The sequence below is a fragment of the Myroides guanonis genome (assembly GCF_900114085.1).
In the GTDB taxonomy this organism is placed as follows: domain Bacteria; phylum Bacteroidota; class Bacteroidia; order Flavobacteriales; family Flavobacteriaceae; genus Flavobacterium; species Flavobacterium guanonis.
On the sequence record NZ_FORU01000013.1, the window covers coordinates 60,074 to 85,188 of the forward strand.

The 25,115-nt window shown below is 30.8% G+C and carries 26 protein-coding genes; 13 read left to right on the top strand and 13 right to left on the bottom strand.

Going from position 1 to position 25,115, the window contains the following annotated elements:
- The first annotated feature begins 127 nt into the window (after positions 1–127).
- The gene (locus tag BM024_RS10850; protein WP_394333276.1) at positions 128–943 is read left to right on the top strand and encodes a 5'-nucleotidase, lipoprotein e(P4) family; all 816 of its coding nucleotides are present in this window, start codon (positions 128–130) and stop codon (positions 941–943) included.
- Positions 944–1,018: 75 nt separating this feature from the next.
- Positions 1,019–1,447 (top strand): hypothetical protein, encoded by a 429-nt coding sequence (locus BM024_RS10855; protein WP_090680118.1) that lies wholly within the window; start codon positions 1,019–1,021, stop codon positions 1,445–1,447.
- A gap of 93 nt (positions 1,448–1,540) precedes the next feature.
- Here BM024_RS10855 and BM024_RS10860 read toward each other — a convergent pair whose 3' ends face one another.
- From BM024_RS10860 to BM024_RS10870, 3 genes are read right to left on the bottom strand one after another with little or no spacing between them, the layout of a single operon-like run.
- A complete protein-coding gene (locus BM024_RS10860; protein WP_090680119.1) occupies positions 1,541–2,296 on the bottom strand; it encodes a LytR/AlgR family response regulator transcription factor in 756 nt (251 codons plus the stop codon).
- Entirely contained in the window at positions 2,296–2,661 is a 366-nt protein-coding gene (locus tag BM024_RS10865) for a hypothetical protein (protein WP_143077764.1), read from the bottom strand. The genes BM024_RS10860 and BM024_RS10865 overlap by 1 nt, the downstream gene beginning before the upstream one ends.
- Before the next feature lie 2 nt (positions 2,662–2,663).
- The gene (locus tag BM024_RS10870; protein WP_090680122.1) at positions 2,664–4,016 is read right to left on the bottom strand and encodes a 2TM domain-containing protein; all 1,353 of its coding nucleotides are present in this window, start codon (positions 4,014–4,016) and stop codon (positions 2,664–2,666) included.
- A 405-nt stretch (positions 4,017–4,421) separates the two neighbouring features.
- On the opposite strand from BM024_RS10870, the gene BM024_RS10880 reads away from it, so the two are divergent.
- Together BM024_RS10880 and BM024_RS10885 are read left to right on the top strand one after the other, a co-directional pair.
- Positions 4,422–4,970 (top strand): IS1096 element passenger TnpR family protein, encoded by a 549-nt coding sequence (locus tag BM024_RS10880; RefSeq protein WP_090680125.1) that lies wholly within the window; start codon positions 4,422–4,424, stop codon positions 4,968–4,970.
- Positions 4,971–5,042: 72 nt separating this feature from the next.
- Positions 5,043–6,107: a nucleoid-associated protein gene (locus BM024_RS10885; RefSeq protein ID WP_090680186.1), complete on the top strand. Its 1,065-nt coding sequence runs from the start codon at positions 5,043–5,045 to the stop codon at positions 6,105–6,107.
- Positions 6,108–6,280: 173 nt separating this feature from the next.
- On the opposite strand, the gene BM024_RS10890 is transcribed toward BM024_RS10885, so the two are convergent.
- The 3 genes from BM024_RS10890 to BM024_RS10900 form a co-directional block, all read right to left on the bottom strand.
- Positions 6,281–7,060 (bottom strand): hypothetical protein, encoded by a 780-nt coding sequence (locus tag BM024_RS10890; protein WP_090680127.1) that lies wholly within the window; start codon positions 7,058–7,060, stop codon positions 6,281–6,283.
- A 376-nt stretch (positions 7,061–7,436) separates the two neighbouring features.
- Positions 7,437–7,913, bottom strand: coding sequence for a Cys-tRNA(Pro) deacylase (gene ybaK, locus BM024_RS10895; RefSeq protein ID WP_090680188.1), 477 nt, complete (start codon positions 7,911–7,913; stop codon positions 7,437–7,439).
- Positions 7,914–8,026: 113 nt separating this feature from the next.
- A complete protein-coding gene (locus tag BM024_RS10900) occupies positions 8,027–8,263 on the bottom strand; it encodes a hypothetical protein (protein ID WP_090680129.1) in 237 nt (78 codons plus the stop codon).
- Positions 8,264–8,464: 201 nt separating this feature from the next.
- On the opposite strand from BM024_RS10900, the gene BM024_RS10905 reads away from it, so the two are divergent.
- The 8 genes from BM024_RS10905 (at position 8,465) to BM024_RS10940 (ending at position 17,522) form a co-directional block, all read left to right on the top strand.
- On the top strand, positions 8,465–9,415 hold the full coding sequence (locus BM024_RS10905) for an isopenicillin N synthase family dioxygenase (RefSeq protein ID WP_090680131.1): 951 nt from the start codon (positions 8,465–8,467) through the stop codon (positions 9,413–9,415).
- Positions 9,416–9,422: 7 nt separating this feature from the next.
- On the top strand, positions 9,423–9,773 hold the full coding sequence (locus BM024_RS10910) for a translation initiation factor (RefSeq protein WP_090680133.1): 351 nt from the start codon (positions 9,423–9,425) through the stop codon (positions 9,771–9,773).
- An 18-nt stretch (positions 9,774–9,791) separates the two neighbouring features.
- A complete protein-coding gene (locus BM024_RS10915) occupies positions 9,792–10,661 on the top strand; it encodes a nucleoside phosphorylase (protein ID WP_090680135.1) in 870 nt (289 codons plus the stop codon).
- A gap of 537 nt (positions 10,662–11,198) precedes the next feature.
- Complete coding sequence (locus BM024_RS10920; protein ID WP_090680137.1) at positions 11,199–12,719, top strand: succinate CoA transferase; 1,521 nt, start codon at positions 11,199–11,201, stop codon at positions 12,717–12,719.
- Between the two features lie 304 nt (positions 12,720–13,023).
- Positions 13,024–13,872: a substrate-binding domain-containing protein gene (locus BM024_RS10925; RefSeq protein WP_090680139.1), complete on the top strand. Its 849-nt coding sequence runs from the start codon at positions 13,024–13,026 to the stop codon at positions 13,870–13,872.
- Positions 13,873–13,895: 23 nt separating this feature from the next.
- Positions 13,896–14,831, top strand: a complete 936-nt coding sequence (locus tag BM024_RS10930; protein WP_090680141.1) for a transglutaminase domain-containing protein — start codon at positions 13,896–13,898, stop codon at positions 14,829–14,831.
- Between the two features lie 196 nt (positions 14,832–15,027).
- A complete protein-coding gene (locus BM024_RS10935) occupies positions 15,028–16,161 on the top strand; it encodes a TlpA disulfide reductase family protein (RefSeq protein WP_090680142.1) in 1,134 nt (377 codons plus the stop codon).
- Between the two features lie 239 nt (positions 16,162–16,400).
- Positions 16,401–17,522 carry a redoxin domain-containing protein gene (locus BM024_RS10940; protein ID WP_090680144.1) on the top strand — a complete coding sequence of 374 codons (1,122 nt, stop codon included), beginning with the start codon at positions 16,401–16,403 and terminating at the stop codon, positions 17,520–17,522.
- A 160-nt stretch (positions 17,523–17,682) separates the two neighbouring features.
- On the opposite strand, the gene dnaN is transcribed toward BM024_RS10940, so the two are convergent.
- From dnaN to BM024_RS10965, 5 genes are all read right to left on the bottom strand, one after another.
- Positions 17,683–18,801, bottom strand: a complete 1,119-nt coding sequence (dnaN, locus tag BM024_RS10945; protein ID WP_090680190.1) for a DNA polymerase III subunit beta — start codon at positions 18,799–18,801, stop codon at positions 17,683–17,685.
- Between the two features lie 78 nt (positions 18,802–18,879).
- Complete coding sequence (gene gldG, locus BM024_RS10950) at positions 18,880–20,574, bottom strand: gliding motility-associated ABC transporter substrate-binding protein GldG (protein ID WP_090680146.1); 1,695 nt, start codon at positions 20,572–20,574, stop codon at positions 18,880–18,882.
- The gene (gene gldF / locus BM024_RS10955; protein WP_090680147.1) at positions 20,571–21,296 is read right to left on the bottom strand and encodes a gliding motility-associated ABC transporter permease subunit GldF; all 726 of its coding nucleotides are present in this window, start codon (positions 21,294–21,296) and stop codon (positions 20,571–20,573) included. Before gldF ends, gldG begins: the two co-directional genes overlap by 4 nt.
- A gap of 5 nt (positions 21,297–21,301) precedes the next feature.
- Entirely contained in the window at positions 21,302–21,598 is a 297-nt protein-coding gene (locus tag BM024_RS10960) for a putative quinol monooxygenase (RefSeq protein WP_090680149.1), read from the bottom strand.
- A gap of 1 nt (position 21,599) precedes the next feature.
- Positions 21,600–22,442 (bottom strand): SAM hydrolase/SAM-dependent halogenase family protein, encoded by an 843-nt coding sequence (locus BM024_RS10965; RefSeq protein ID WP_090680151.1) that lies wholly within the window; start codon positions 22,440–22,442, stop codon positions 21,600–21,602.
- 97 nt (positions 22,443–22,539) lie between these two features.
- Here BM024_RS10965 and BM024_RS10970 point away from each other — a divergent pair, with 97 nt between their 5' ends.
- Positions 22,540–23,520 (top strand): PhoH family protein, encoded by a 981-nt coding sequence (locus BM024_RS10970; RefSeq protein ID WP_090680192.1) that lies wholly within the window; start codon positions 22,540–22,542, stop codon positions 23,518–23,520.
- 108 nt (positions 23,521–23,628) lie between these two features.
- Here BM024_RS10970 and BM024_RS10975 read toward each other — a convergent pair whose 3' ends face one another.
- Positions 23,629–24,117, bottom strand: coding sequence for a hypothetical protein (locus BM024_RS10975; RefSeq protein WP_177190204.1), 489 nt, complete (start codon positions 24,115–24,117; stop codon positions 23,629–23,631).
- Positions 24,118–24,153: 36 nt separating this feature from the next.
- Entirely contained in the window at positions 24,154–25,104 is a 951-nt protein-coding gene (locus BM024_RS10980) for an NAD(P)-dependent oxidoreductase (RefSeq protein ID WP_090680152.1), read from the bottom strand.
- Positions 25,105–25,115 lie beyond the last annotated feature (11 nt).

Consider the following 25,115-nt stretch of genomic DNA (forward strand, 5'->3'; position numbering starts at 1 on the left):
AAATCTCAAAAAAGTCCTCTCTATTCTTATAGGTGTAAGAATAGAGAGGACTTTTTTAAATAAAATAATTAATTAGTCTAAGGAACCCTAATCAAAGTCTTATTTTTGCAGTATATAAAAAAGAAAAATAATGAAAAAAACTATTCTTACAGTTGGATTAGTTTCCACATTACTTGTAGGTTGCTCAACAAACAAGATAAACCAATCGTCTTCTAAAACACCGTACTCAAACATTGAATTAAATGGAAAATTGTATGCAGCAATTTTTCAACAAAGTACAGCTGAATACCAAGCATTATGTATTCAAGCTTTTAATATAGCTACTTTGCAATTAGATTTATTGTTAAAAGAAAATCATTCAAGACCCTTAGCAATTGTTACAGATATAGACGAAACTTTCTTAGACAACTCTCCTTATGCTGTACAGATGGCAAGAGAGGGTAAAGTTTTTGATGAAGCTACGTGGAATTCATGGACATCAAAAGGCAATGCAATACCATTGGCAGGAAGTCTTGATTTTTTTAATTATGCTGCTTCTAGAGGTGTTGATATTTTTTACATTACGAATCGAAGTCAGAATGATAAACAAGGGACTTTAGAAAATTTGAAAAGATATAATTTTCCTTTTGCCGATAAAACACATGTTATAGTTAGAGATATTGAATCGAGCAAAGAAACTCGAAGACAAAAACTTAGCGAAACTCATGAAATAGCTATGCTATTAGGTGATAATCTTTCTGATTTTTCTGTTGTATTTGATAAGAAAACTATGGTGGAACGTGTGGAAAACGTTCATAAAAACGCAAGTCTATTTGGTAAGAAATTTATAATACTTCCCAACACAGGGTATGGAGATTGGGAATCAGCAATTCTTGATTACAAAAGAGATTGGTCTTCTACTCAAAAAGACTCTATCTATAACAGTAAACTAAAAGGTTTCTAAGGTATTGTAATACTTAACATTGTTTAATACAAAAGTAGTATCTTTGCAAAAATAATTTTCAATAACTTTATTTCAATGAAAAAATACATTTTAATTACCGCTTTAGTCCTGATGGGAGCTTTAACTTCTTGTAGTAGTGATGATAATAAAGATACAGCAGCTGCTTATGAAGGAACTTGGATAGCTGATGATTTATCATATAAATTTGGAGAAAACACAATGAATCATAAATTCATTGAAATGCCAGGAGATGATTATGCTGTTTATGACAATGATAAATTAGTTCTTACAGCAGATACTGCTACACTTTATGAATATAAAAAATCTATAGGTAGCGAAACTATTCTAAAAGCGAGTGTCAAGGATAATGTTATTTCTTTTGAAGATAGTGACTATCCTGCAAGAACTATCATTGGTGTACAAAACAATAGACTTACTGTTGTTTATGATATTACTATGAGAGGCTTTACACTTCCTGTGACCGTTATTTATAACAAAAAATAAGAATTATTTTCAGTTAAATAAAAAACCTCTTCTTTAGAGGTTTTTTCATTTAACCTCAATTCCAACTAGTTACTGGATTTTTAAAATAAAAGATTACTCAATCCATCTTTTAAAATCATTTACACGTTCCCTACTCACCAACCACTCTTCAGTTGTATTCATATTCTGTAATATCAACTTTAATCGCGAATTACTATAAACCATAATTTCTTTCACCTCCGGCAATGAAATTATATGTTTTCTACTGATTCTAAAGAAATACTTAAGATCTATACAGTCTTCCAATTGTTCTAATGAAAAATCTATTAAATAGTCTCTATTGTCTTTTGTTCTAATATAAGTTGACTTGTTCTCACTAAAAAAACCGACTATTTCCTTCAAAGTTATAACCTTAATTTGATTACCTATTTTGATAGTAAATCTTTCTTTATACTCCTTCCGATTTCCTTGCATAAACGACTTAAATACTTGAAGTTGCTCTGAAAAATCAAAAAAAGAAGCACGTTGATCCATAAATTTCTGAATAGCATGATTCAACTCTTGGTCTTGTATCGGCTTTAAAATATAATCAATACTATTCAATTTGAAAGCCCGTAGGGCATATTCATCGTATGCCGTAGTAAAAATTATAGGACTCTTCACCTCCACTTGCTCAAATATTTCAAATGAAAGCCCATCCGATAATTGAATATCTAAAAAAACTAATTCCGGAGCTTCATTATTCTGAAACCATAGTATAGATTCTTCTACTGAAGATAAACGCACTAATACTTCATATCCTAGCTTATTTATTTTTCGCTCTAATAACCTTGCCGCAGGTTTCTCGTCTTCAACAATAACAATCCTCATTACTTATATAAATTAGATTTACTAATAGTTTCTAAGTATTTATTTTCCGTTGACTGATTGTATTTGTCATAATATCTCTTGACCAAATTTCTTTGCCAAATTTTTAATAATGGTAACCTATCAGCGTAATACAACGCAAATTGAACTAACAAACAAAAAGTCCAAACAAGAGGTACTTCATAGATGGAAATAAAATTTCCGAAGTGCACATTCTCTAAATTCAAATAGTAAATAAACAAATACGCTCCATTAAACAATAAATAAAACAACACTTTATAATACAATCTACGCAAGCGTCTAATGCGATAAATTGCATATTCGTTTTGTGCTTCTACTAATTTTGAAGTTGGGATTAAATATTCCATAACTAACTCCATTTTTCAGTTTTTCTCTTTTCCTTATCAATCCATTCTTGCATCTTTCTATCTTCCCAATTCTTTCCCAAGAACAAGTTGTAGTCATATACTTTCATTCCTTGTGATACAATTCCAATTCCCCAAGCAAATAATGGAATTAAGAACCACAAAAAAGAAGGTTCTGTCAATAGATTAATTGCCATTAAAAACAGATTAACAGCTAAATAGGTTGTAAGGTGCCCATAAAACTTCTTGAGTTCTTCAACTTTCTTTTTTGCTTTTATTAATACTAGCTCCTCATTGTTGTCTACTAATTCCATATCATATGTTTTTTTAATTAATATTGGTATTTTAACGATAAAATTTTCTTCTGTTTGATTTAAAATCACTTTCCTATCTGTTAATATTGCGTATCTGTTTGCAATATTTTCCAATCCAATTCCAACTCTTCTCTCGTGGTTTACTTTTTTATTGAGATTATTCTCAATCATCAGGTAATTATCTTTTTCTTTTATTGAAATATGTATAGGACTTAAGCTTGACACCTTATTATGTTTGATAACATTTTCGAGCAACAATTGTAATGCTAATGGTACTACTTTACCTTCTTTCAGTAACAAACTATCAGGAAAACTATATGTCAGGCCATCTTCATAGCGCATCTGTAATAATTCCATATAACTTTTAGCAAAACTAAGTTCTTCTTCTAACATTACTAATTCCTTGTTTTTCTGATCTAAAATATATCTATATATTTTTGATAGAGAATTGGTAAACTCTTGTGCTTTTTCAGGACTCTCGTCTATTAGAGCATTTAAAACATTAAGGCTATTAAACAAAAAATGTGGATCCAGCTGATGTTTCAAACTTTCAAATTGCGCGGATACATTTCCAGTCAATACTTTTTGTTGGGCTAAAAGCTTCTGTTGTTTACTACTTGAAAAGTAAATAGCATAAGATATATATACCAAAACCCCAAGAAAAAAACTTGTTTTCAAGATTACTTTGAAACTATCTAAAGAGAATATAGATGTCATTGATAACTGAGAGATAAACAATACATCAAACATTGCAAACAAAAAAGAAATGAATATTGTTAGAATCAAGTTGATAAGTGCAATCAAAAAAGGGATTGTATAATAATATTCTCTTTTACTTATAATATCGTCTAAATATATCGCTTTCCATTTTCGAATGATATTAACATTAATAAACAAAATTAATGAAGCAACCACCAAAAAATAAATTAAAAACTTACCTGTAGTAAAGATGTTACCGTTTAAGTCTTTTATTACAAAAAACAAGAAAAGAATAAAACCAACTAACATTAAACGCTTAAATATGCTTATAAAGTAATCACTCATTCCAATTATCTTTTTTTTGTTTACAATTATCTTCTCCAGAAAAAAAATCTCTCCTTTTCTCTACTACTTGTTTTGTTGTGATATCTAATTTACATCTTATAACTTGTAAATCATCTAGCTTTTCAAAAATTTGATTTGTCAAAAATACACTTAGAATTAGAAATAGTTTCATGATGATTTTTTTTATTTATAATTCAAAAGTCTGAAACTCAAATGGACAAACAAAAAGAATACTACCGAACCGTCTATTAAGTATACTGAATTGCAACAAAGTCATTATTCACGTAATAAATTGAGATTCAGAACAACTAAAATAGAATCTTAAAAATATTAGAAAATCGAGTATTAATAACCTGTTTAAAGAATATTAAGTTTAAATTTGTCCTTCACAAAACAGAGTTAACCATGGTTTATAAATTCAGAGTAATCCTTGATACAGAAGAAGATATCTTTAGAGATATTGCCATTTCAAAAGATGATACTTTAGAAGATTTGCATAACGCAATTGTCAATTCATTTGGTTTTGACGGAATGGAAGCAGCTTCTTTTTACGCTTGTGATGACGAGTGGACACAATTAGAAGAAGAAATTTCCTTATTTGATACAAGTGACGAACCAGGAGAACACAAAACCATGAGTTCTTGTACCTTGGGAGATATTTTAGATGAAGAAAACACTAAAATCATCTACGTATATGACTTTTTAAATATGTGGACATTTTTCGTCGAATTAGCAGCCGTGGAGGAAGATGAGCCAGGAGCTACTTATCCTGAGGTGATTTTTGCACATGGAATTCTGCCAAGTGAAATCCCAACCAAAAGCTTCGGAACAGATCCCGTATCAAATGAGGACATTTACGATGAATTCAACGATGATTATGATGATGAAGATTTTGATCTTTATGGAGATGGAGAAGATTTTGAAGATATTGGATACGAAGACAACTGGAATTAGTTCTATATTTTTCCCTTTTACATTTATTAATACCATGTAGGCAAAATTATGCCTACCTTATATTTTATTGCTATGATTAATCTATTCAATACTCATATTGAAACGCTTTCTCTTCACAGAGTAGGTAACAAAAGTAGGAATGAGGCTTATTTCTTATCTGATATACCTTATAACTTAAATGATGAAATTGCTCCATTGTTAAAAGAGTATTTTTTTAAACCTTTTAGAGAAAAAGAAGAGAACTATTTTCAATTCGCTCATGATGTTGATTTAGAATTCAATGAAATGTATAATTTTGCATCAGAGATATTCAATACACCAACTGTGGAAAATGTACATGAAGTATCTAAAAAAATCACCAAACACTTATTCGAACAATCAAACCACCCACATATTAAAAATGGAGAGGTTTACGTTTCATATTTAACAAATGTTTCTATCGATAACAACATTGTTGATGCAATTGGAATTTTTAAAAGTGAAATAAAAACAGATTTTTTACAATTCGAAGAAAATGGTTCTAATTTGGAAATGGTACTACAACAAGGTATTAATCTACACAAATTAGATAAAGGCTGTTTAATCTTTAACTACAAGAAAGAAGAAGGCTTCAAAATATTGACCATTGACAGTAATAGATATGATGCACGTTATTGGTTAGAACATTTTCTTTCTGTAGACGCTTTTCAAGATGAAAACTTCATGACAAAAAAATATTTGAAATTTTGTCAAGACTTTGCTAAAGATGTTGTTTTACCTGCAGAAGATAAAAAAGAAGAAGTTATGTTCATGAATCGTTCTGTAAACTACTTTGCAAAAAATGACGAATTTGAAGAAACTAATTTTTTAAATGAAGTTATAGACAATCCTGATTTGATTTCCGAATTTAAAAATTACAAGGTTGACCGTGGGGAAAAATACAGCATTGAAGACACAACAAATTTCCCAATTGCTAATAATGCTGTAACTGATGTTAGAAAAAAACTAAAGAATGTAATTAATTTAGACACAAATGTTCAAATTAAACTCGACTTCATAAATCCAGAAAGTGCAGAGAAATTTGTAGAAAAAGGCTGGGATGAAGAAAAACAGATGTATTACTACTTAATATATTTCAATAAAGAGCAAAAGCAATAGAAGGTATTTTATTCCGTTAATTAAGAACCACTTATATAAGTTACTCTTAATTAACTCTGAAATTCTATTACAAATTAATTTTCTTCTAGATATTATTAAACAAACAAAAAAGCCGATTCATATAATATGAATCGGCTTTTTTGTATAATTTATAATCTAGGATACATTATGCCTTAATAAGTATCCTTAATAAAAGAAAGCTTTAGCTTTTCTTTTTGGAATAGATACAGAAATTCTTCATTGACTTCAAATCTATCACACTCCTGTAGAACCAAAAGCAACTCCTTTTCGTTAAGAAACTCCTCGTTCTTAGGTTCAGGTGCCATAATCACTTCAAAGTCTATAAAATCACCCTCACATCTGATATTCCCATAGATCATGTAATTCCCCCCACTCCCAGAAAAACTTCTAGTATGAGTATCTATACAAATCATTGGTATTTGATTTATATTTAACTGTTCAATTCTTTTATCTTCAAATGTCTGAAATATCCAATTTCCAGACAACTCGTGATTATACTGATAATAACCAAAACCAGCAAAATCTACAACAATATCCTTTAGTTCCTGCTTTCTCACAAGTCGAACAGCAACAGAATGATCAAATCTGCCATCTAAAAATTCTCTTGAGGTTTCATCTTCATAGATTACAATCTCAATTTCTTCATTTTTAGTTTCTGAAACAAACACACGTCCCTCACCTTCTGTTCTTGCTTCAACAAAAGGAAACACAATTCTCTGATTCGGTTTTATACTAGTATAAACAATCCCATTCTTACTTATCGAAATGGATTGCAGGGATTCCTGCGCTATGGCTTTAAAAAACGTTCCTTCTAAATCTGGTTTATTTAAAAGATCATGCTTTTTACTTATTTTCTCATCTTGCGACTTTAATTCGTTTGCGTTATCCATACCCGAACTTGGGAACAATGACACGGTTAATGCAACAATCATATAATAACTTTTTTACAAAGATAAAGTCAAACAACATACCAACTAAACCCCTTTAAGTGCTTTTAGTAATTATTTAACCTTTACAGATTAATAATATTTTTTAAAAATTCCTTTCACTCAATTCTTCACCTACTTTAATTCAAAATCCAATTGTATTTAGTATTTGAAGTATAATTATACCGATTACAACTCAAGGTGTTATCATAACATTAACAAGCCATGTATCTTATGTTTAAAAAAAGACATATAACAGAAGTCTAACAAAACAGTTAAACACTAATATTCAATAGATTAAACAGTAAATACTTTCTTAAATAGAAAGGGAATTTGATATTCTTATAAAATAGAAAAGGACTAATTAACACGAAAGGTCAACTCATAAAGTCAAAGAGTTGACTTTGGCTCTTGTAACATCTAGAAAATCTTCAACTTGAATCTGAATTACAATTCCTATTTTACCTCCGCTTATAATAATAGTCGATATATTCTCTATGCTTGAGTCTACATATATTTTAAAGTTCTTTTTTAAGGCAATAGGAGAACAACCACCTCTATGATATCCTGTTAAGGCGAACAACTCTTTTACAGGTAATAATTGTAAACTTTTCTCTTTAACAAGTTTAGATGCTTTTTTTAAATCCAATTCTTCCAAAACAGGTACTAAAAAAACGAACACCCCATTTTTCTTATCAATAGTTACTAGCGTTTTAAAAAACGTTAAAGGATTTCCATCTATTTTTTCACATACAGATATTCCGTCTATTTTACCATCATCGATATCATAAGAGAATATTTTATAAGGAATTCTTAAAGTGTCTAAATAACGTAATGCATTTGTCTTAGATTGTTTCACAGCTTTATTCACTTAATGATGCTAACAAAATACAAACATACTTTTAATTAAAGAAATTGTCTACTTTATGATTCAAATACTATATTAGTACAACTCTTAATTAGCTTATTCTATTAAATCAATTTTGCCTTATATCCGGTTCTCCCCATATTATTGACGAAGTCATTTTGGCAATTGCACAAACAATAAACCTTGATTATAGGTTGGCTATAATCAACATATAAAGGAACAAAAGAATCAGGGAGAGGTTTAATTAGATCTTCAATAGGAATACGATCAAAGTCTTTATTAATCTCAATGAAGACTAACACCATAAATTCTCCTTTTTTCATTTCAATAGGCAAAATCATACATAACAAATTTAAATCAACAAATCTAATATATAAATTATTTTTCATTTGACCACATTTAATTCGAAAAATTAACACATACACTCTCCATTTCCTACTATAGCTCTTTTTCTGCGCACTAAATATAGTTTCATACTTATGCAAAAAAATTGTAATTTTGATACTTTAAAACCCAAGTATGCATCCTTAATAATTTAAAAAATGCAAAACATTCCTAGTGTTGACTTGCGTGATTTCCTATCGGACGACCCGATACGTAAACAGAAATTTGTAAATGAAATCGGAAAAGCTTACGAAGAGATTGGCTTCGTAGCATTAAAAGGTCACTTCTTAAATGACGAATTAGTTAAAAACTTGTATCAAGAAGTACGTAATTTCTTTGAATTACCTTTAACCATCAAAGAAAAATATGAAATTCCAGGTATCGGTGGACAGCGAGGCTATGTATCTTTTGGAAAAGAACATGCGAAAGGCAGAAAAGAAGGTGACTTAAAGGAATTTTGGCATTTTGGTCAATACGTTGAAAACAATCCAAAATTAGAAAACGAGTATCCAAAAAATGTAGAAGTTTTAGAACTACCTAACTTTAATAGAACAGGAAAAGAGGCTTATCAAATGCTTGAGAAAACAGGGGTTTATGTTTTAAGAGCTTTAGCCTTATATTTAGGTTTAGATGAATTCTATTTTGATTCTTTTGTGAAAAATGGCAATAGCATATTAAGACCTATTCACTATCCTCCAATAAAAGAAGAACCGAAAAATGCATTAAGAGCTGCTGCTCATGGAGACATAAACCTTATTACATTATTGATGGGAGCTCAAGGAAAAGGGTTACAAGTTCAAAATCACAATGGGGAATGGATTGATGCAATTGCTGAAGAAGATGAACTGGTCATAAATGTTGGAGACATGCTATCTAGACATTCTAATAATCGCCTTAAATCGACTATCCATCAAGTGATAAACCCTCCTAAAGAACTATGGGGAACTTCTAGATACTCAATACCTTTTTTCATGCATCCAATAAGTGAAATGCCACTAAATTGTCTAGAAAATTGTATTGATCAGAATCATCCAAAACAATTTAGCGATATTTCGGCAGGAGAATATCTTCATGAACGATTGGTTGAATTAGGTTTGATAAAAAAATAATAACGCAATGGCAAAGAAAAGCAATAGCTTACAAGATTTAGGTGGATTTGTATTTTCTACAAACGATAGTTTTTCATTCGATGCGGAAGAATCATCTATTGAAACACTCCCTCCAAATCAACAGAAATTAGAAGCTCATCTCGACAAAAAAAATAGAGCAGGAAAAGTAGCAACAATAATAAAAGGCTTTGAAGGTTCAGACGAAGATCTTAAAAACCTAGCTAAACAGCTTAAAAACTTTTGCGGTGTCGGAGGAAGTGTCAAAGATGGAGAAATACTAATACAAGGTAATTTTCGAGACAAAATCATGACACTTCTAGTCAAGGAGGGTTATAAAATAAAAAGAGTGGGGGGTTAATATTACAATAAACTATTTATGGAAATTAAATCATCAGAACTTATTCTAAATCCAGACGGTAGTGTTTACCATCTTAACATCAAACCTGAAGATCTTGCTGAAAATATAATTTTTGTTGGAGACCAAGATCGTGTTGAAAGAATCTCAAAACACTTTGACTCTATTACTTTCCAAACTCAAAAAAGAGAATTCAAATCTCAAACTGGATATTATAAAGGCAAGCGATTTACTGTGATCTCCACAGGCATAGGACCAGATAATATAGATATTGTAATGAATGAGATAGATGCCTTGGCTAATATCGACTTCAATACAAGACACATCAAAAAAGAAATTTCTACTTTAAATATTGTAAGAATAGGTACTTCTGGCTCATTACACAAAGATATCCCAGTCAACAGCTTTTTATTATCAGAATATGGAATAGGTATGGACAATATGCTTCACTCCTACCTATCTGAAGCAGTTTGTGACAAGATATTAGAAGAGGCATTCATGGAACATACTCAATGGAATCCTATAATGGGAAGACCTTATGCTGTTTCTTGTAGTAAAAATCTAGCTGCTAAATTAAAATCAAATAATATCTTTGAGGGAATTACAGCTACAGCTGGCGGTTTTTATGGAGCACAAGGTAGAATTTTACGTCTACCCATACAAAACCATTCTTTAAATACACAATTAGAATCCTTTAACTTCAACAATAAAAGAATTACTAATTTAGAAATGGAAACTGCCGCTATCTACGGCATGAGTAAATTACTGGGTCATAATGCAGTCTCAATGAATGCAATCATTGCTAATAGAGCAAACGGAACATTCTCGGAAGACCCATATGCCGCTATCGACAAGTTGATTCTATACACTCTTGAAAAGCTAAGCAAATAAAACTCTAAATTTCAAATTTATAGCGACCAATGTAAATACATTGGTCGCTTTTTTTTGACTATTTAACAACTACACCTAAACAATAAAATAATCCATTAGGCATATATTTTAGACAACAATAAACTTCTCCAATTCACTACTTGAAACTGCTGTAAAAACTTATTAACTATTTTACAATTTCCTCAAACGTCTAGAATTTAAAACTACTTTCTTAACAAAACACAATAACCCAACATATTAAAGAAAACATCTTAAATAAATACCTAAATTATAATAAAACAAAAATAAATAAAACTTAATTACTGTTTACGTAAAAATGTTAAATATTTAAAAGATTAATAATACTATTTTTAAGGTAACAATCATACACAAGAGCCGCAATCAATTGAAAAAAAATCATTATAAATCAAAATACACTGTATAATTGACTTTTTTAAACAAAGCTATTAACAATACTGTTCTAATAATTTCAAACAAAACTTTGATTTATATTTAAAAATATGGCTATTTTTAGGAACTTTTAATTTACAAATAAACATGACAAAAGAAGACATACAGTTAGATAGGATCAAGTTTGACGACTATAAGAAAAAGATTATTAGTGCAGAGGAGGCGGCAAACTTAATTCCAAACAAAGCTGTTGTAGGGGCAAGTGGTTTTACAAAAGCAGGAGATAGTAAGTCTGTATTGCCAGCATTTGCTCAACGAGCAGCTAAAGAAGATGTAGCCATATCATTAATTACTGGCGCTTCTCTTGGTCAAACTACTGATGCAGATTTAGCTGCGAACCACGCACTGATACGCAGAATGCCTTTCCAAGCTGATGCAGTATTAAGAAAAAGTATTAATAATTCAGAAGTAAAATATGTTGACCAACATCTTAGTGAAACCATAGAACAATTACAATGTGGTCATATAGCTCCAGTAGAATTTGCAATCATAGAGGCATCTCATATAGATGAAAATGGTTTTATATATCCAACTACCTCAATTGGAAACTCAGCCTATTTTGCTGCTGCAGCTGATAAGATTATAATAGAGATAAATACACAAGTACCTACTTCTTTCAGCGGAATTCATGATAATTGTGTACCCTCAAAATACCCTAACCGTGAAATTATTCCAATTCAAACAGTTAAAGACCGTATTGGAGAGAATTTTATCCGTCTTGACCCTTCAAAGGTTATTGGAGTTGTATTCACAAACATATTAGACACTCCTGCCCAACTATCTGAACCTGATGTTAAAACAACAGCTATTTCTAAAAATCTTTTAAAATTCTTTGTAGAAGAAATTGAAAAAGGAGCACTAACAAAATCCCTTCTCCCATTACAAGCAGGAATTGGTAAAGTTGCAAATGCGGTTCTAACAGGTTTTATTGATGGTCCTTTTGAGAATCTTACTATGTACTCCGAAGTATTACAGGATAGTACATTTGATTTATTCGATTCAGGAAAGATGACTTTTGCTTCAGGTTCTTCCATAACCGTAACAGAAGATTGCTATCACAGAATTATAGACAACTTTGAAACTTATAAAGATAAATTAATTCTACGTCCTCAAAACATTAGTAACGCCCCTGAAGTAATACGTCGTTTAGGAATTATAGCAATCAATACTGCTATCGAATTTGATATTTACGGAAATGTAAATTCTACTCATATTGGAGGAAATAAAATGATGAATGGTATCGGTGGTTCTGGTGATTTTGCACGAAACGCATACTTAAGTATTTTCGTTACGCAAGCTGCTTCTAAGAACAACAACTCTATTTCACATGTATTACCAATGGTATCCCACGTTGATCACACTGAACACGATGTAGATGTTTTAGTAACAGACCAGGGGTTAGCCGACCTAAGAGGTCTTTCTCCAAGGGAAAGAGCTGAAGTAATTATTGAAAACTGTGTACACCCTGATTACAAAAACGAAATAAGAGATTACTATGAAAGAGCTAAAGAAAAAGGAGGACATACTCCCCATATTCTCGAAGAGGCTTTTAATTTTCATATTAGATATTCAGAAACAGGTTCTATGAAACCACAACAAGAAAAGTGATATAAAAAGAATCATTTATCTTAAGCTTCAAAAAAGTGATAACGCAAAATTCTAGATTTGCGTTATCACTTTTTTTTTATCATCACTACTTCTCAAATTATGACTAAGAGTTTTAACTTAAATTATATCTATCTCAGTCTCTTAAGCTCCAATTCATCTAAACATAGTAATCTCATTACGCAAGGGCTTCCGTTGAAACACTCAAAACAAAGAATAATCTTTGACTAACTTTTTTTATTGGTTTTAACCTATAATTATTCAAATTAGCTTTCTCTTTTATTATCTTAGCAATTAAATTTCGAAAATGAAGAAAGTTAGAATTGTTGGCGTGCCAGAGCACTTTAATTTCCCTTGGAATATGTGTATTGAAAATGGAGAGTTTAATGATGGCGGTATAGAACTTGAATGGTCAAATATACCAGAAGGTACAGGGAAAATGTGTCAAATGTTAAAGAACAATGAAACAGATTTAGCTGTTATTCTAACAGAAGGAATTATAAAAGACATTACATTTGGAAATCCAAGTCAAATTATTCAAGAATTCGTTTCTTCACCCTTATTATGGGGAATACACGTTGCAAATGATTCCGAGTTTAAGAAAACAGAAGACTTAAGAAATAGAAGGGTTGCTATTAGTCGATTTGGCTCAGGTTCTCATTTAATGGCAATAGTACATGCCAGACAAATGAATTGGAATCCAGACGAACTGGAGTTTATTGTCGTTAACACCTTAGAAGGAGCTATAGAATCTTTATCAAAAAATAAAGCTGATTATTTCATGTGGGAACGTTTCATGACACAACCGATAGTAGATAAAGGTATTTTTAGACGTCTTGATGTTTGTCCTACACCTTGGCCTTCTTTCGTTATTGCAGGGAGGACGGATTTTATAAATAATAACTCAACTGTACTAGAACAAATATTAGATATTATAAACACAACAACAGAAGAGTTCAAACTAATACCAAGCATAGACCGGACACTAGCTGTAAAATACCACCAAAAATTAGAAGACATCCAAGAGTGGTTACAATTAACCCAATGGTCACAAAGTCAAATTAAAACAAAATCACTTTTAAAAGTACAACAGACACTTAAAAATTTAAATTTGATAGAAAACACTTTAGAACACGAATCATTAATCCGTTCCTAAAAAAAACGAAACGGTTGTCTTTTATGAAAGATAAGTCCATAGATTTTAATAACAAAAAATGGTATTCAAAGCTTGCTTTACCCAAGCCTTTGGACTCTATTATTATTTTTGTTCTAAATATTCTATTGACTATCCCAATATTTATCATCTTACATCAAAACATTATTGACCCGAATTGGCCATTTCAAATTGACCGTATTTTATTATTTACAAGCATATTAATTACCTTACAACTTATCCTTAGGTTATTAAAAACGTTTTTAGTTCTTTGTATAATTGGCTATTTTGCCTTTCTAATTTGGGGTACTTTATTCGGAGGATACAGTCTAAGCTCTGTATATGAAGATTATCGAGCAATTGTTTATTCAATGGCTGAAGACCCAAATCCTCAAGATGTTATTATAGCAAAACTGCTTCCTTTCCCTAATAAAAATAAAATTATTAATGCTATTGAGTTTAATAACCCAAAGGTTCGTAATTTTGCTTTATTAGCTACTACTAAACATTTTACAAACATTAAAGGACATAACGAATACAGACAAATTATACAATGTTTTGCAATTTTTAAAGAAGTCAGAAATCGCTGGAATTATGTAAATGACCCTAAAGGTCGAGAATATATAGCTACTGCTTCTGAGTCACTTATGCACTTTTCGGGTGACTGTGATGATCATGCTATTTTAATGTCAGCTCTTATTAGAGCAATAGGTGGTACACCTAGAATAATACACACCAAAGAACATTTATATCCCGAGATGTTAATTGGTACCAAAGCAGATTTAGATAATATTATTTATTTAATCAAAGAGGTATTATTTAAAGATGAAAGTCTTGGAAAAGAAATTCACTATCACATTGATGAACGTGGTCAAGTGTGGCTGAATTTAGATTACACTGCTTTGTATCCAGGTGGTCCATTTATGTCTAAAGAAATACTTGGAGCACTTACTTTAAATTAAAAAGACTCTCTCCCTATCTCCTCCCCTTCTCGTTTTATCCATTGGACAAACCCACACTCCCAATTAGAAGCTAATATTTATAATTACTTCATGCCCTTTCTAATATCATTAATATTAAAAAGCAAATAAAGTTTTATTCTAAAAATTCACAAAATAAAAACTATTAACTACAAATAATTTTAAACTATGTCACACAATGAAAAAAATATTTTTTATTCTCGTAGGAGTCTTTTTAATAATGACCTCTTGCAAACAACAACAAGATAGCTTTACTATAATAGGTAAGACAACAGGAATTAACGATGGAACAACCGTAGTTTTATGTAGACACGTAACAGCCATACCAGATACTGTTGCAACAACACTACTTAAAGATGGTAAATTTGAATTTAAAGGTGTTGCCGACAAACCCTATTTAGCATCCATTAAGTTCGATGATGACAATCGAAATACAATGAAACTAATTCTAGAAAACGGGAATATCACAGTTCATTACGATGCTAAAATAATGGAAAACACCAAAGCAAATGGTACTAGACTAAACATCCAATATACTGAGATGCAATTAGGGCAATTGAAAATCATAAGAGAAGAAGAAGCATTTAATGAAAAAGCTAAAATACTATATGAAAAAGCTATTGAAAATGAAGACATTGAAACAATGAATTCACTCGGCCAACAAAAAAATGAATTCCAAATAAAAATCAGGGAATATATTAAAGATTATATCAATGAAAATAATGACGATTTATTAAGATTATTGTTATTATATAACTACTCTATATATAATGATGCCCTCTCTCCTATATCAAAAGGAGTAGCTTATGAAGCATTCAATAACCTGAGTACTAATATGAAGAGATCAGAATTAGGTATAGGGCTAGAATCTTATTGGAGAAAAGAATTTTCTCTCCTAAACGGAGACAAAGCACCTGAATTTACTGCTCCAGATACAGAAGGAAAAGTAATTTCGTTAAAAGATAATTTAGGTAAAATTACAATACTAGATTTTTGGGCATCTTGGTGTGCACCTTGTCGTGCAGAGAATCCCAATGTTGTAAAGTTATATAAGAAATACCATAAAAAAGGACTCAACATTATTGGAATCTCCGTTGATGAAAATGGAGAGCAATGGAAATCAGCCATAATACAGGACAGCTTACCTTGGATCCAAGTCTCAAATCTTAAAGGTATGAAAGACCCTATAGCTAAAGAATACTCAATAAAATCTGTACCAACAGTCTATATATTAGATGAAAATGGTATCATTATAGCTCGTGACCTTAGAGGAAAAGATCTAGAAGAAAGAATTTCAAAACTACTCAAATAAAAAACTCACAATCAATAAGAGGCTATTACATAACACATAGCCTCTTTCTTTTTGATATCGCTATTAAATTCAAAATAGTAAGAGTATTAAACATTTCCCCTCTTTATAGACTAGTAAAGTAAAATATTTTGTTAAATCATCCGATTGAGACAGCACTATATAGGACTAAATTGTTTTTTACCTATATTTGTTACAAACAATAATTTATAATACACCAATTAATAAAACAAATTAGAATAATGAAAAAAATCTTTTCAATTTTAGGAGCTGCAGTAATCTTAGCTTCGTGCAACAATAATACCGTTGATGGTTATGCCATTTCTGGTGAAGTTAAAGGAGTAGAAGACGGAACAAAAGTGTTTTTGAAAAAACAAGTAGGAATGGATTATCAAAGTTTAGATTCAACAGAGGTAAAAGCTGGAAAATTTGAGCTTAAAGGTTTGGTTGAGGAAGTTGGTCTATCAGCATTAACTTTTGGAAGTGATGATGTAAATATTCCATTAGTATTAGAAAACGGAAAAATCAATGTTAAATTTAATGCTGAAAATATTGAAGAATCAAAAGTAAGTGGAACTAAAAACAATGACTCATTTAATAGTTTCAATGAAAATGTAAGTAAACTACGTAAAGATATTCAAGAATTTCAACAAAACGCTAATTCAATATTTGAAGAAGCAAGAAGTACAAACAACAGTAAAGTAATGGACTCATTGTTAGCAATTAACGATGAAAAAATGGAAAATTTAAACAATTACAATAAAACTTTTATAAAAGAAAACAATGATTCTTATATAGCTACTTTGCTATTAAGTCAAATGGCACAAGGTGGCGCAGTACAACCTGAAGAAGCTCAAGAATTGTTTTCTAAATTCACGGAAGAAGCAAAAAAATATCAACCAAGTAAAGAATTATCTGAATTCCTAGGTAAAATAGCAAAAGTAAGTATTGGACAAAAAGCACCAGATTTTTCGGCTCCAAATCCAGAAGGAAAAGAAGTTTCTTTAAAAGAAAGTTTAGGAAAAGTAACTATTATTGATTTTTGGGCTTCGTGGTGTTCACCTTGTAGAATCGAAAATCCTAATGTAGTTAGAATCTATAACAAATATCATGAGCAAGGTTTAAACATAATTGGAGTTTCATTAGATAGAGATGCTGATAGCTGGAAACAAGCTATTGAAAAAGACCAATTAACTTGGACTCAAATTTCCCACTTACAATATTGGAACGACCCTATTGCTAAAGAATATTCTGTTAAAGGAATTCCTGCTACATTTATTCTTGATGAAAATGGAATAATTGTTGCAAGAGACCTTAGAGGTGATGAATTAGAAAAGAAAATTGCTGAGCTACTAAACAAATAGTCAAATAATAGCATATATTAAAAGCTATCTCCATAACAAGAGATAGTTTTTTTTTGACATTAATAAAAATGTGCAATTAAAACTTTTAAACGTCAATAAACAAAAAAGGTGTTCCAATTAAAATTGGAACACCTTTTTTGTTTATTATTACAATATTTTATTAGCTATTAAGCATTACAGGCATAACTAACATAGTAACTGTCTCTCCGTCATCTAATCCATCAACTGGAGTCAAAATACCCGCACGATTAGGCAAAGACATCTCTAATTGAATCTCATCTGACTGTAGATTATTCAACATCTCAGTTAAGAAACGAGAATTGAATCCTATTTGCATATCATCTCCTTGATAATCACAAGTAAGTCTTTCATCTGCCTTATTAGAATAATCAATATCTTCTGCTGAAATATTTAACTCCGTTCCAGCAATTTTCAACCTGATTTGATGGGTAGTTTTATTTGCATAAATTGCAACACGACGAACAGAACTTAAAAACTGTGCTCTATTAATCAATAATTTATTAGGATTTTCCTTTGGAATAACTGCTTCATAATTTGGATATTTTCCATCAATTAGTCTACAAGTTAAAGTATAACTATCAAAAGAAAATTGTGCATTTGAATCATTATACTCAATAGAGACTTCTGCATCTGAGGTCATTAAAATATTTTTTAAAATATTTAACGGCTTTTTAGGCATAATAAAATTTGCCTCGCTTGAAGATGTAATATCTACTCTTGAATATTTTACTAATTTATGAGCATCTGTAGCAACGAATATTAATCCTGATGGAGCAAATTGAAAAAACACTCCAGACATAACTGGGCGCAAATCATCATTACCTGCTGCAAAAATAGTTTTACTGATTGCCGTTGCTAAAATCTCTGCAGGAACCTCCGTTTTTGAAGGATCATCAAGTGATTCTGCCTTTGGAAATTCTTCACCATCAGCATAAGCTAAAACATACTTTCCTAAATCTGAACTTATTTCAATAGTATTATTGTCTTTAACTGTAAACGTCAACGGTTGTTCAGGAAAAGTTTTTAGAGTTTCTAAAAGTAACTTTGCAGGAACCGCAATACTTCCTTGACTAGTAGACTCAATTTGTAAAGCAGCAGACATAGTAGTTTCAAGATCTGATGCAGAAACTTTTAATTCACTATTATTTAATTCAAATAAAAAATTGTCTAAAATATGTAATGTATTACTGCTATTAATGACACTACCTAGAATCTGCAGTTGTTTAAGCAAGTAAGAACTCGATACTATAAACTTCATATTAATTATCATTTTAATTGTAAAAATAACCTTTTACAAGTTACAAATATATTAGATTAATACTAATAAAGAAAGGTTTTAATCTACCTTTTTAGCGAATTTTCGTTTTCTCAAATAAGTTAAAACACATCCAAATAATACTAAAAGCACTATAGGAATCACTATTGTAATTATTTGAATAAAACGATAACTTTCAAATACTTTTTGTTTGTCTAGCAAAGGAAAATAAACTTCTTTTGTTCTAAGACTAATCAAACCACTATCATCCAAAAGGTATTGAACCGAATTCATAATAAACTCTTTGTTTCCGTAAAGTTTATTTGTCCACTTATCATAACCTAATTCAAGAGGTTCATAGTTTTGGTCTAATTGATTTCTGATAATATCTCCATCAGAGATAACAATCATTTTATTTGGCACACTTTCAGTCGAAAAAGAATCGACTTTAAAAGGCAATACCCTATTCTTAAACACGGATTCAAATTTCCCCTCCATTAACACAGCTAAGTTAAACCCCGCATGTAATTTCAGTTCATCCTCATTAACAACCTCATTTAAAACATCCAGGCTTAATTCCGAAGGAGTACCAAATAAACTTGAATAGGGTGAGCTTTTTAGCAATATCGTTTTCTTAACTGTGCTTTTCAAAGTGTCAATCGGACTTGTAAAATCAAACCGAATTCCATCAACATTATTCACGATTGCGTGTTTTGAATCAGGATAAACAAATGGTGCAAATTTCCATAAAAAATCCTGATATTGTGTTTCGCTTCCTTGTCTACCAACAGCTAGCTTAATTGGTGTTGCAACTTCATCCTTTACTAAAACTGGATTAATCCTAACCCCGTATTTAAAAAACAATTCACCAAGACTTTGATCTTTCGCAAAAACAGGCATACTACCTGTTTTTTGCAAGCTGTCAAAATCAGCTTGCACCTGATCCATCAACCACATCATTTTACCTCCCTTCATAACAAACTGATCTAAAACCAATAATTGTTTATCAGTAAACGGGGTTGTTGGTTTTGCAACTATAGCTAAATCAAATTTTAATAACTCAGCTAAAGTCTCTGTAGATTTTTCGCCTACAAATTCTAAAGAATAAGGAGCTATATGATAATTCTCACGAATGCTCTTCAAAAAATCAGCAATATAAATATCGTCTAATTCGCCATTACCCTTTAAAATAGCAATCTTTTTAGTCTTTTCTGAAATAACTTTATTTATTGATTCAGTAATTGCAAACTCTAAATGTTGAACAGAACTAATAACTTTTTCCTCAGTATTCGCTCCCATCATATTTTTCAGAAGTTGTATCTTAGAAGAACGTTCCCCAGCAGATGCAATAGCCCAAGGAAACACAACTTCCTGACTTTGCTTTCCTTTATCATTTACTGAAATACTAATAGGTTTTAATCCATAATCTAGTAGCAATTGCATATTTTCACCCTCAGAACCATCATTAGCCAAAGGATTGATAAATTGAAATTTAATATTATTATTTCTAGTTTGATACTCTTCTAATAACTGTCTAGTTTCTGTTTGCAACCTTCTAAATTCATAAGGAAAATTGCCTTCCAAAAACACATCAATTACAATTTCTTCATGAATATTATCTAACACCTTAAGAGTTACCTCCGATAATGTATATCTTTTATCCTGAGTTAAATCAAACCGTTTGTAAAGAAAACTACCTGCAATATTCAGAACTATTAAAATCACAATAACTCCTAGAAATGATTTGAAGCTATTTATTTTAGTCATGTTTTTCATTTCTTCAATAATTTTAATTTAAAAACAGTAGCTCCTAGAAATAATGCAGAAAAACTAATAAAATAAAGTAAATCTCTCGTGTCTATAACTCCCCTACCCATACTTTTAAATCGATAGCTAATTCCCACCTTCTCAATCCATAATCCTGCATTTCCTAAAACCTTAGATAACTCTTCCAATCCTAGAAAGAAAAACAAACACAAAAGAACAGCAATTATAAAAGCTACTATCTGATTTTCTGATAGAACGGAACTAAAAATCCCTATGGATGTATAAGCAGAAGCTAAAAACAATAGTCCAAAATATGAACCAATAATACTTCCGTAATCTAATGTCATAGTAGCCAAGCTAAATTCAGAAAGAACATATACATAGAAAACAGTCGGTAGAATTGCAATACAAAATAACACGAAGGCCCCCATGAACTTTCCAAGAACAATCTGCCAAACAGTCAAAGGCTTAGTAAGCAGCAACTCTATTGTGCCTTGTTTAAGTTCCTCTGAAAAACTTTTCATTGTTACTGCAGGAATTAAGAACAAAAGAATCCAAGGCGATAGTTTAAAAAAAGGCGACATATCTGAAAAACCTGATTGAGGAATATTGAACTCAGTATTCAACCCCCATAAAAACAATCCATTCAGTACTAAAAAAACCACAATTACGAGATACCCCATAACTGATCCGAAAAATGATTTAATCTCGCGTAATAATATCGATTTCATAGAATCTAATTAAGGGTTGCTATCTTATCAACACTCCAAGCCTCAGGTTTATCTTTAAACAAAGTTTTTACGAATGGCCATATTTCTCTAAATGTTTCAGAATTTTTATAATTTTCCAAATTCTGAACATCATTCCAATAGCTATATGTAAAGAACACATTAGACTGATTTTTATCCTTATATAATTCTAGAAATTCACAACCTGGAAAATAACGAATCCTACTTTTAATAGTTTCAAAATACTCTAAGAATTCTACAACTTTATCCTCTTGAAAGCTAAGTTTCACGATACGTATAAACATATTATAATATTATTTCATCTGGTTTATCTTCAAATTCAATAGTAATTGAGTCTCTAAGTTCAAGACCAATCAAGCTTTTAGGTGATCCTGGTCCATTTGGACTTGAGTGAAATATACTGATTTGCAAATAATCTAAATCATTAAAAATAGCTAACAAGTCACCCACTTTATCATTTATTGAAACACTTTCTGAAGTATTAAAGTCGGAAAAATACTTATTTATTTTCTTAATAAACCTATTTTTTACTTTAATCTCAAAATTCCTACCATTTCTAATATCCTCAAAAATAGATTTACTGATATTTGTTATAGCATTACCAAAATGATCTTCATATATCACATTTCCACGAATGACTCTTCTATCAGAGGATATAGTAAGATTAACCCCACTAAATTGTGTTATTTTATCCGTTAAAACACCAACCTCTTCAAGTTCTTTTCCTTGATTCAATTGTTTTACAGCATTAATAAAAACATCTATAGATTCTTCAAAATTTTCATGGTGTAAATATACGACTTGGGCTCTATCTGGTTCTTTAAATAAAAAACTTAAGGTTCCGTTATCGGCAGAAACAAAATAATGACCATCAAACAAAACTAATATTGGTTTTGTCGATTCTGTTATTTCACAACTTACTGCGACTATATGAATAGTCCCTTTCGGAAAGTGCTTGTATGCTGCAGAGACTACAAAACCTGCCTCTTCTATATTGTAAAAGCTAACACCATGGGAGATATCTATGACCTCATTTTCAATTCCTTTAGAGCGTATTTTTCCCTTAATCGCTCCAACGAAATAATCTTGATATCCTAAATCGGTTGTAAGTGTAATTATTCTATGCATTATATTTTTTTACTATAACAATAAGAATATATTGTTTTTTATGTTAGCTTTGAGTAGTACAAAATTAGTTTATTTTTTTAATTAAATCTTATTGCTTTTGAACGAAAGAACATTTGAACTTACAGGTATTACAGCAAATGAGTTTTGGGGTCCACAAGACATCCATTTAGAAACATTGAAACAGCTTTTCCCTAAGCTAAAATTAGTTGCAAGGGGCTCCATTTTAAAATCATATGGTGAGAATGAAATACTTGATGAGTTTGAGCTTCGTTTCGAACGTATAATCAAATATTTTTCCAAATTTAATAAAATTGACGATAATGTTATCGAACGTATAGTTATGGACAACGGTCCACAAACTATGTCTTCTTCGGAAAACATTCTTGTACACGGCGTTGGAGGAAAAATCATTAAAGCTATCACCCCGAACCAGCAAAAATTAGTTCATTTCGTAGAAAAAAACGACATGGTTTTCGCCATAGGTCCTGCAGGAACTGGTAAAACATACACAGGAGTAGCATTAGCTGTTAGAGCGTTGAAAGAAAAACAAGTTAAAAGAATCATATTAACAAGACCAGCTGTAGAAGCAGGTGAAAACCTTGGTTTTCTTCCTGGAGATATGAAAGAAAAGCTTGACCCTTACATGCAACCATTATATGATGCACTTAGAGACATGCTTCCACCTCAAACACTAGACGATTACTTACTCAAAGGTATTATCCAGATAGCTCCATTGGCTTTTATGAGAGGAAGAACACTAGATAATGCTTTTGTAATATTAGACGAAGCTCAAAACACCACTCATTCACAAATGAAAATGTTCTTGACTAGAATGGGGAAACATGCGAAATTTATAATTACAGGAGATCCTGAACAAATTGATCTACCAAGAAAAGTTAGTTCTGGTTTAAAAGAAGCACTTCATATCTTAAAAGACGTGGATGGAATTGGAATGATTTATTTAGATGATAAAGACATCGTAAGACATAAATTAGTTAAAAAGATTGTAAACGCTTATAAAGTTATGGAAAACAGAAAAGATACAATTTCTGTTCAGGATATACCAGTTTCAAATTAACTACACAAATATTTAAACAAAAAATGATCTGAGAATCCTCAGATCATTTTTTGTAATATCGTTCAAAAATTTAAAATTTCCCTGAAAGGACTGCAATTGATAAATCTTTTATTTAAACATATCTTTTAATGCATCCATAGCTCCACCACTTTCAGAAGATTTATCTTTATTAAATAGATTATCAGTTATCCCTCCTATCATATCTCCTATTCCACCACCAGAAAAAGCTCCAATTAAATCTTTAAAATCAAAACCGCCTTCTTTAGATTTAGAAACTATAGTTTCTATTACTTTAGGTATAATACTATTTGCAAAACTAGTCGAAGTTCCTTGATCTATACCTAACTTTCCTGATAAACTCCCTACCAAGTTAGTAATCATTCCTGACACAAGTGGATTTGAAGCCAAATTCGTAGTTCCACCTTGAAATAAATCGGTAACCTGACTCAAATTTCCCGAAGAAACTGCTGTCTTAAACCCAGATAATATAGAATTCCCTGTTTCTTCTGTAACTTGTTTTGTTAAATCTGTTGGAAGCCCATTGTTGCCTTCCTGATTACTTACTTGCTCTATTATTTTTTTTATTTGATCTATCATTTCTTTTCCTATTTATGTTGATATTAAAAATAAGAATTATTTTTTGATCTTCAATATTTTTTCAATCAATTCAGCATCAATAGATTTCTTACTCTCTTGAGTAGCACTATTAATATTTGGCGATAATGAAAAAGCTGGTTGCATCAAAACTTGAATAGCAGGATTTGGTTCCTCTTCAAAACGATCTAAGCCAGCAAATAAAATAGTTTCTTTATTAATTTCTTCTACTAAATCCACTTCATTAATAGCTTCTGGATAAGCACAATTTATTACTCCTATCAGATTATTAGCAACCTCAAATGAATTTGCATTAATTAAATACTTCTCATAAAAAGTTGTATGTATAGTAATAAAGTGCGCATACTCCAAAACTTCTTCAAAAGATATTGATTTTAACTCTATCGGAAAAGATATCCCATTTGGCAAAACAACAACCTCAGAAACACTTGATCTATTTTCGTCATAATAAATCACATCCATACCAAGTCCCAAAGCCTTCTGGGCCACTTTAAGTCCTGATCTACTCATTCCTAAAATCCCTAATGTCTTACCTGAAAGTTCAATCCCATTACTATAAGATTCGTGTAGAAATTTAAAACTTGTATCCCCTTCTAAAGGCATATTTCTATTTGCTTCAGGTAACAAACGACAACCATTAAAAAGGTGTGCAAAAACCAATTCCGCAGTCGCATTTGATAAAGCTTCCTCTGCCCAAACTACTAATATACCCAATGATAAAGCGTAATCAATCACCTCAAGTTCTACACTTTCATTTGCTAAAACCAAAACTTTAACATGAGTTAAGTCATTTAACAGATCCCTATCTAACAATCCTGTATGAATTAACCACAATATATCTACATTATTCTTTTTCGTATAACTAGAAAGCTGTTCGTATGCAACTTGAACTTCTTTTACTTCAAAACCAGAAGATTCCAAAATCTCTTTAACTTCGTCAACGAGCTGACCATTAGCTAATATTTTCATGCTTATTTTAT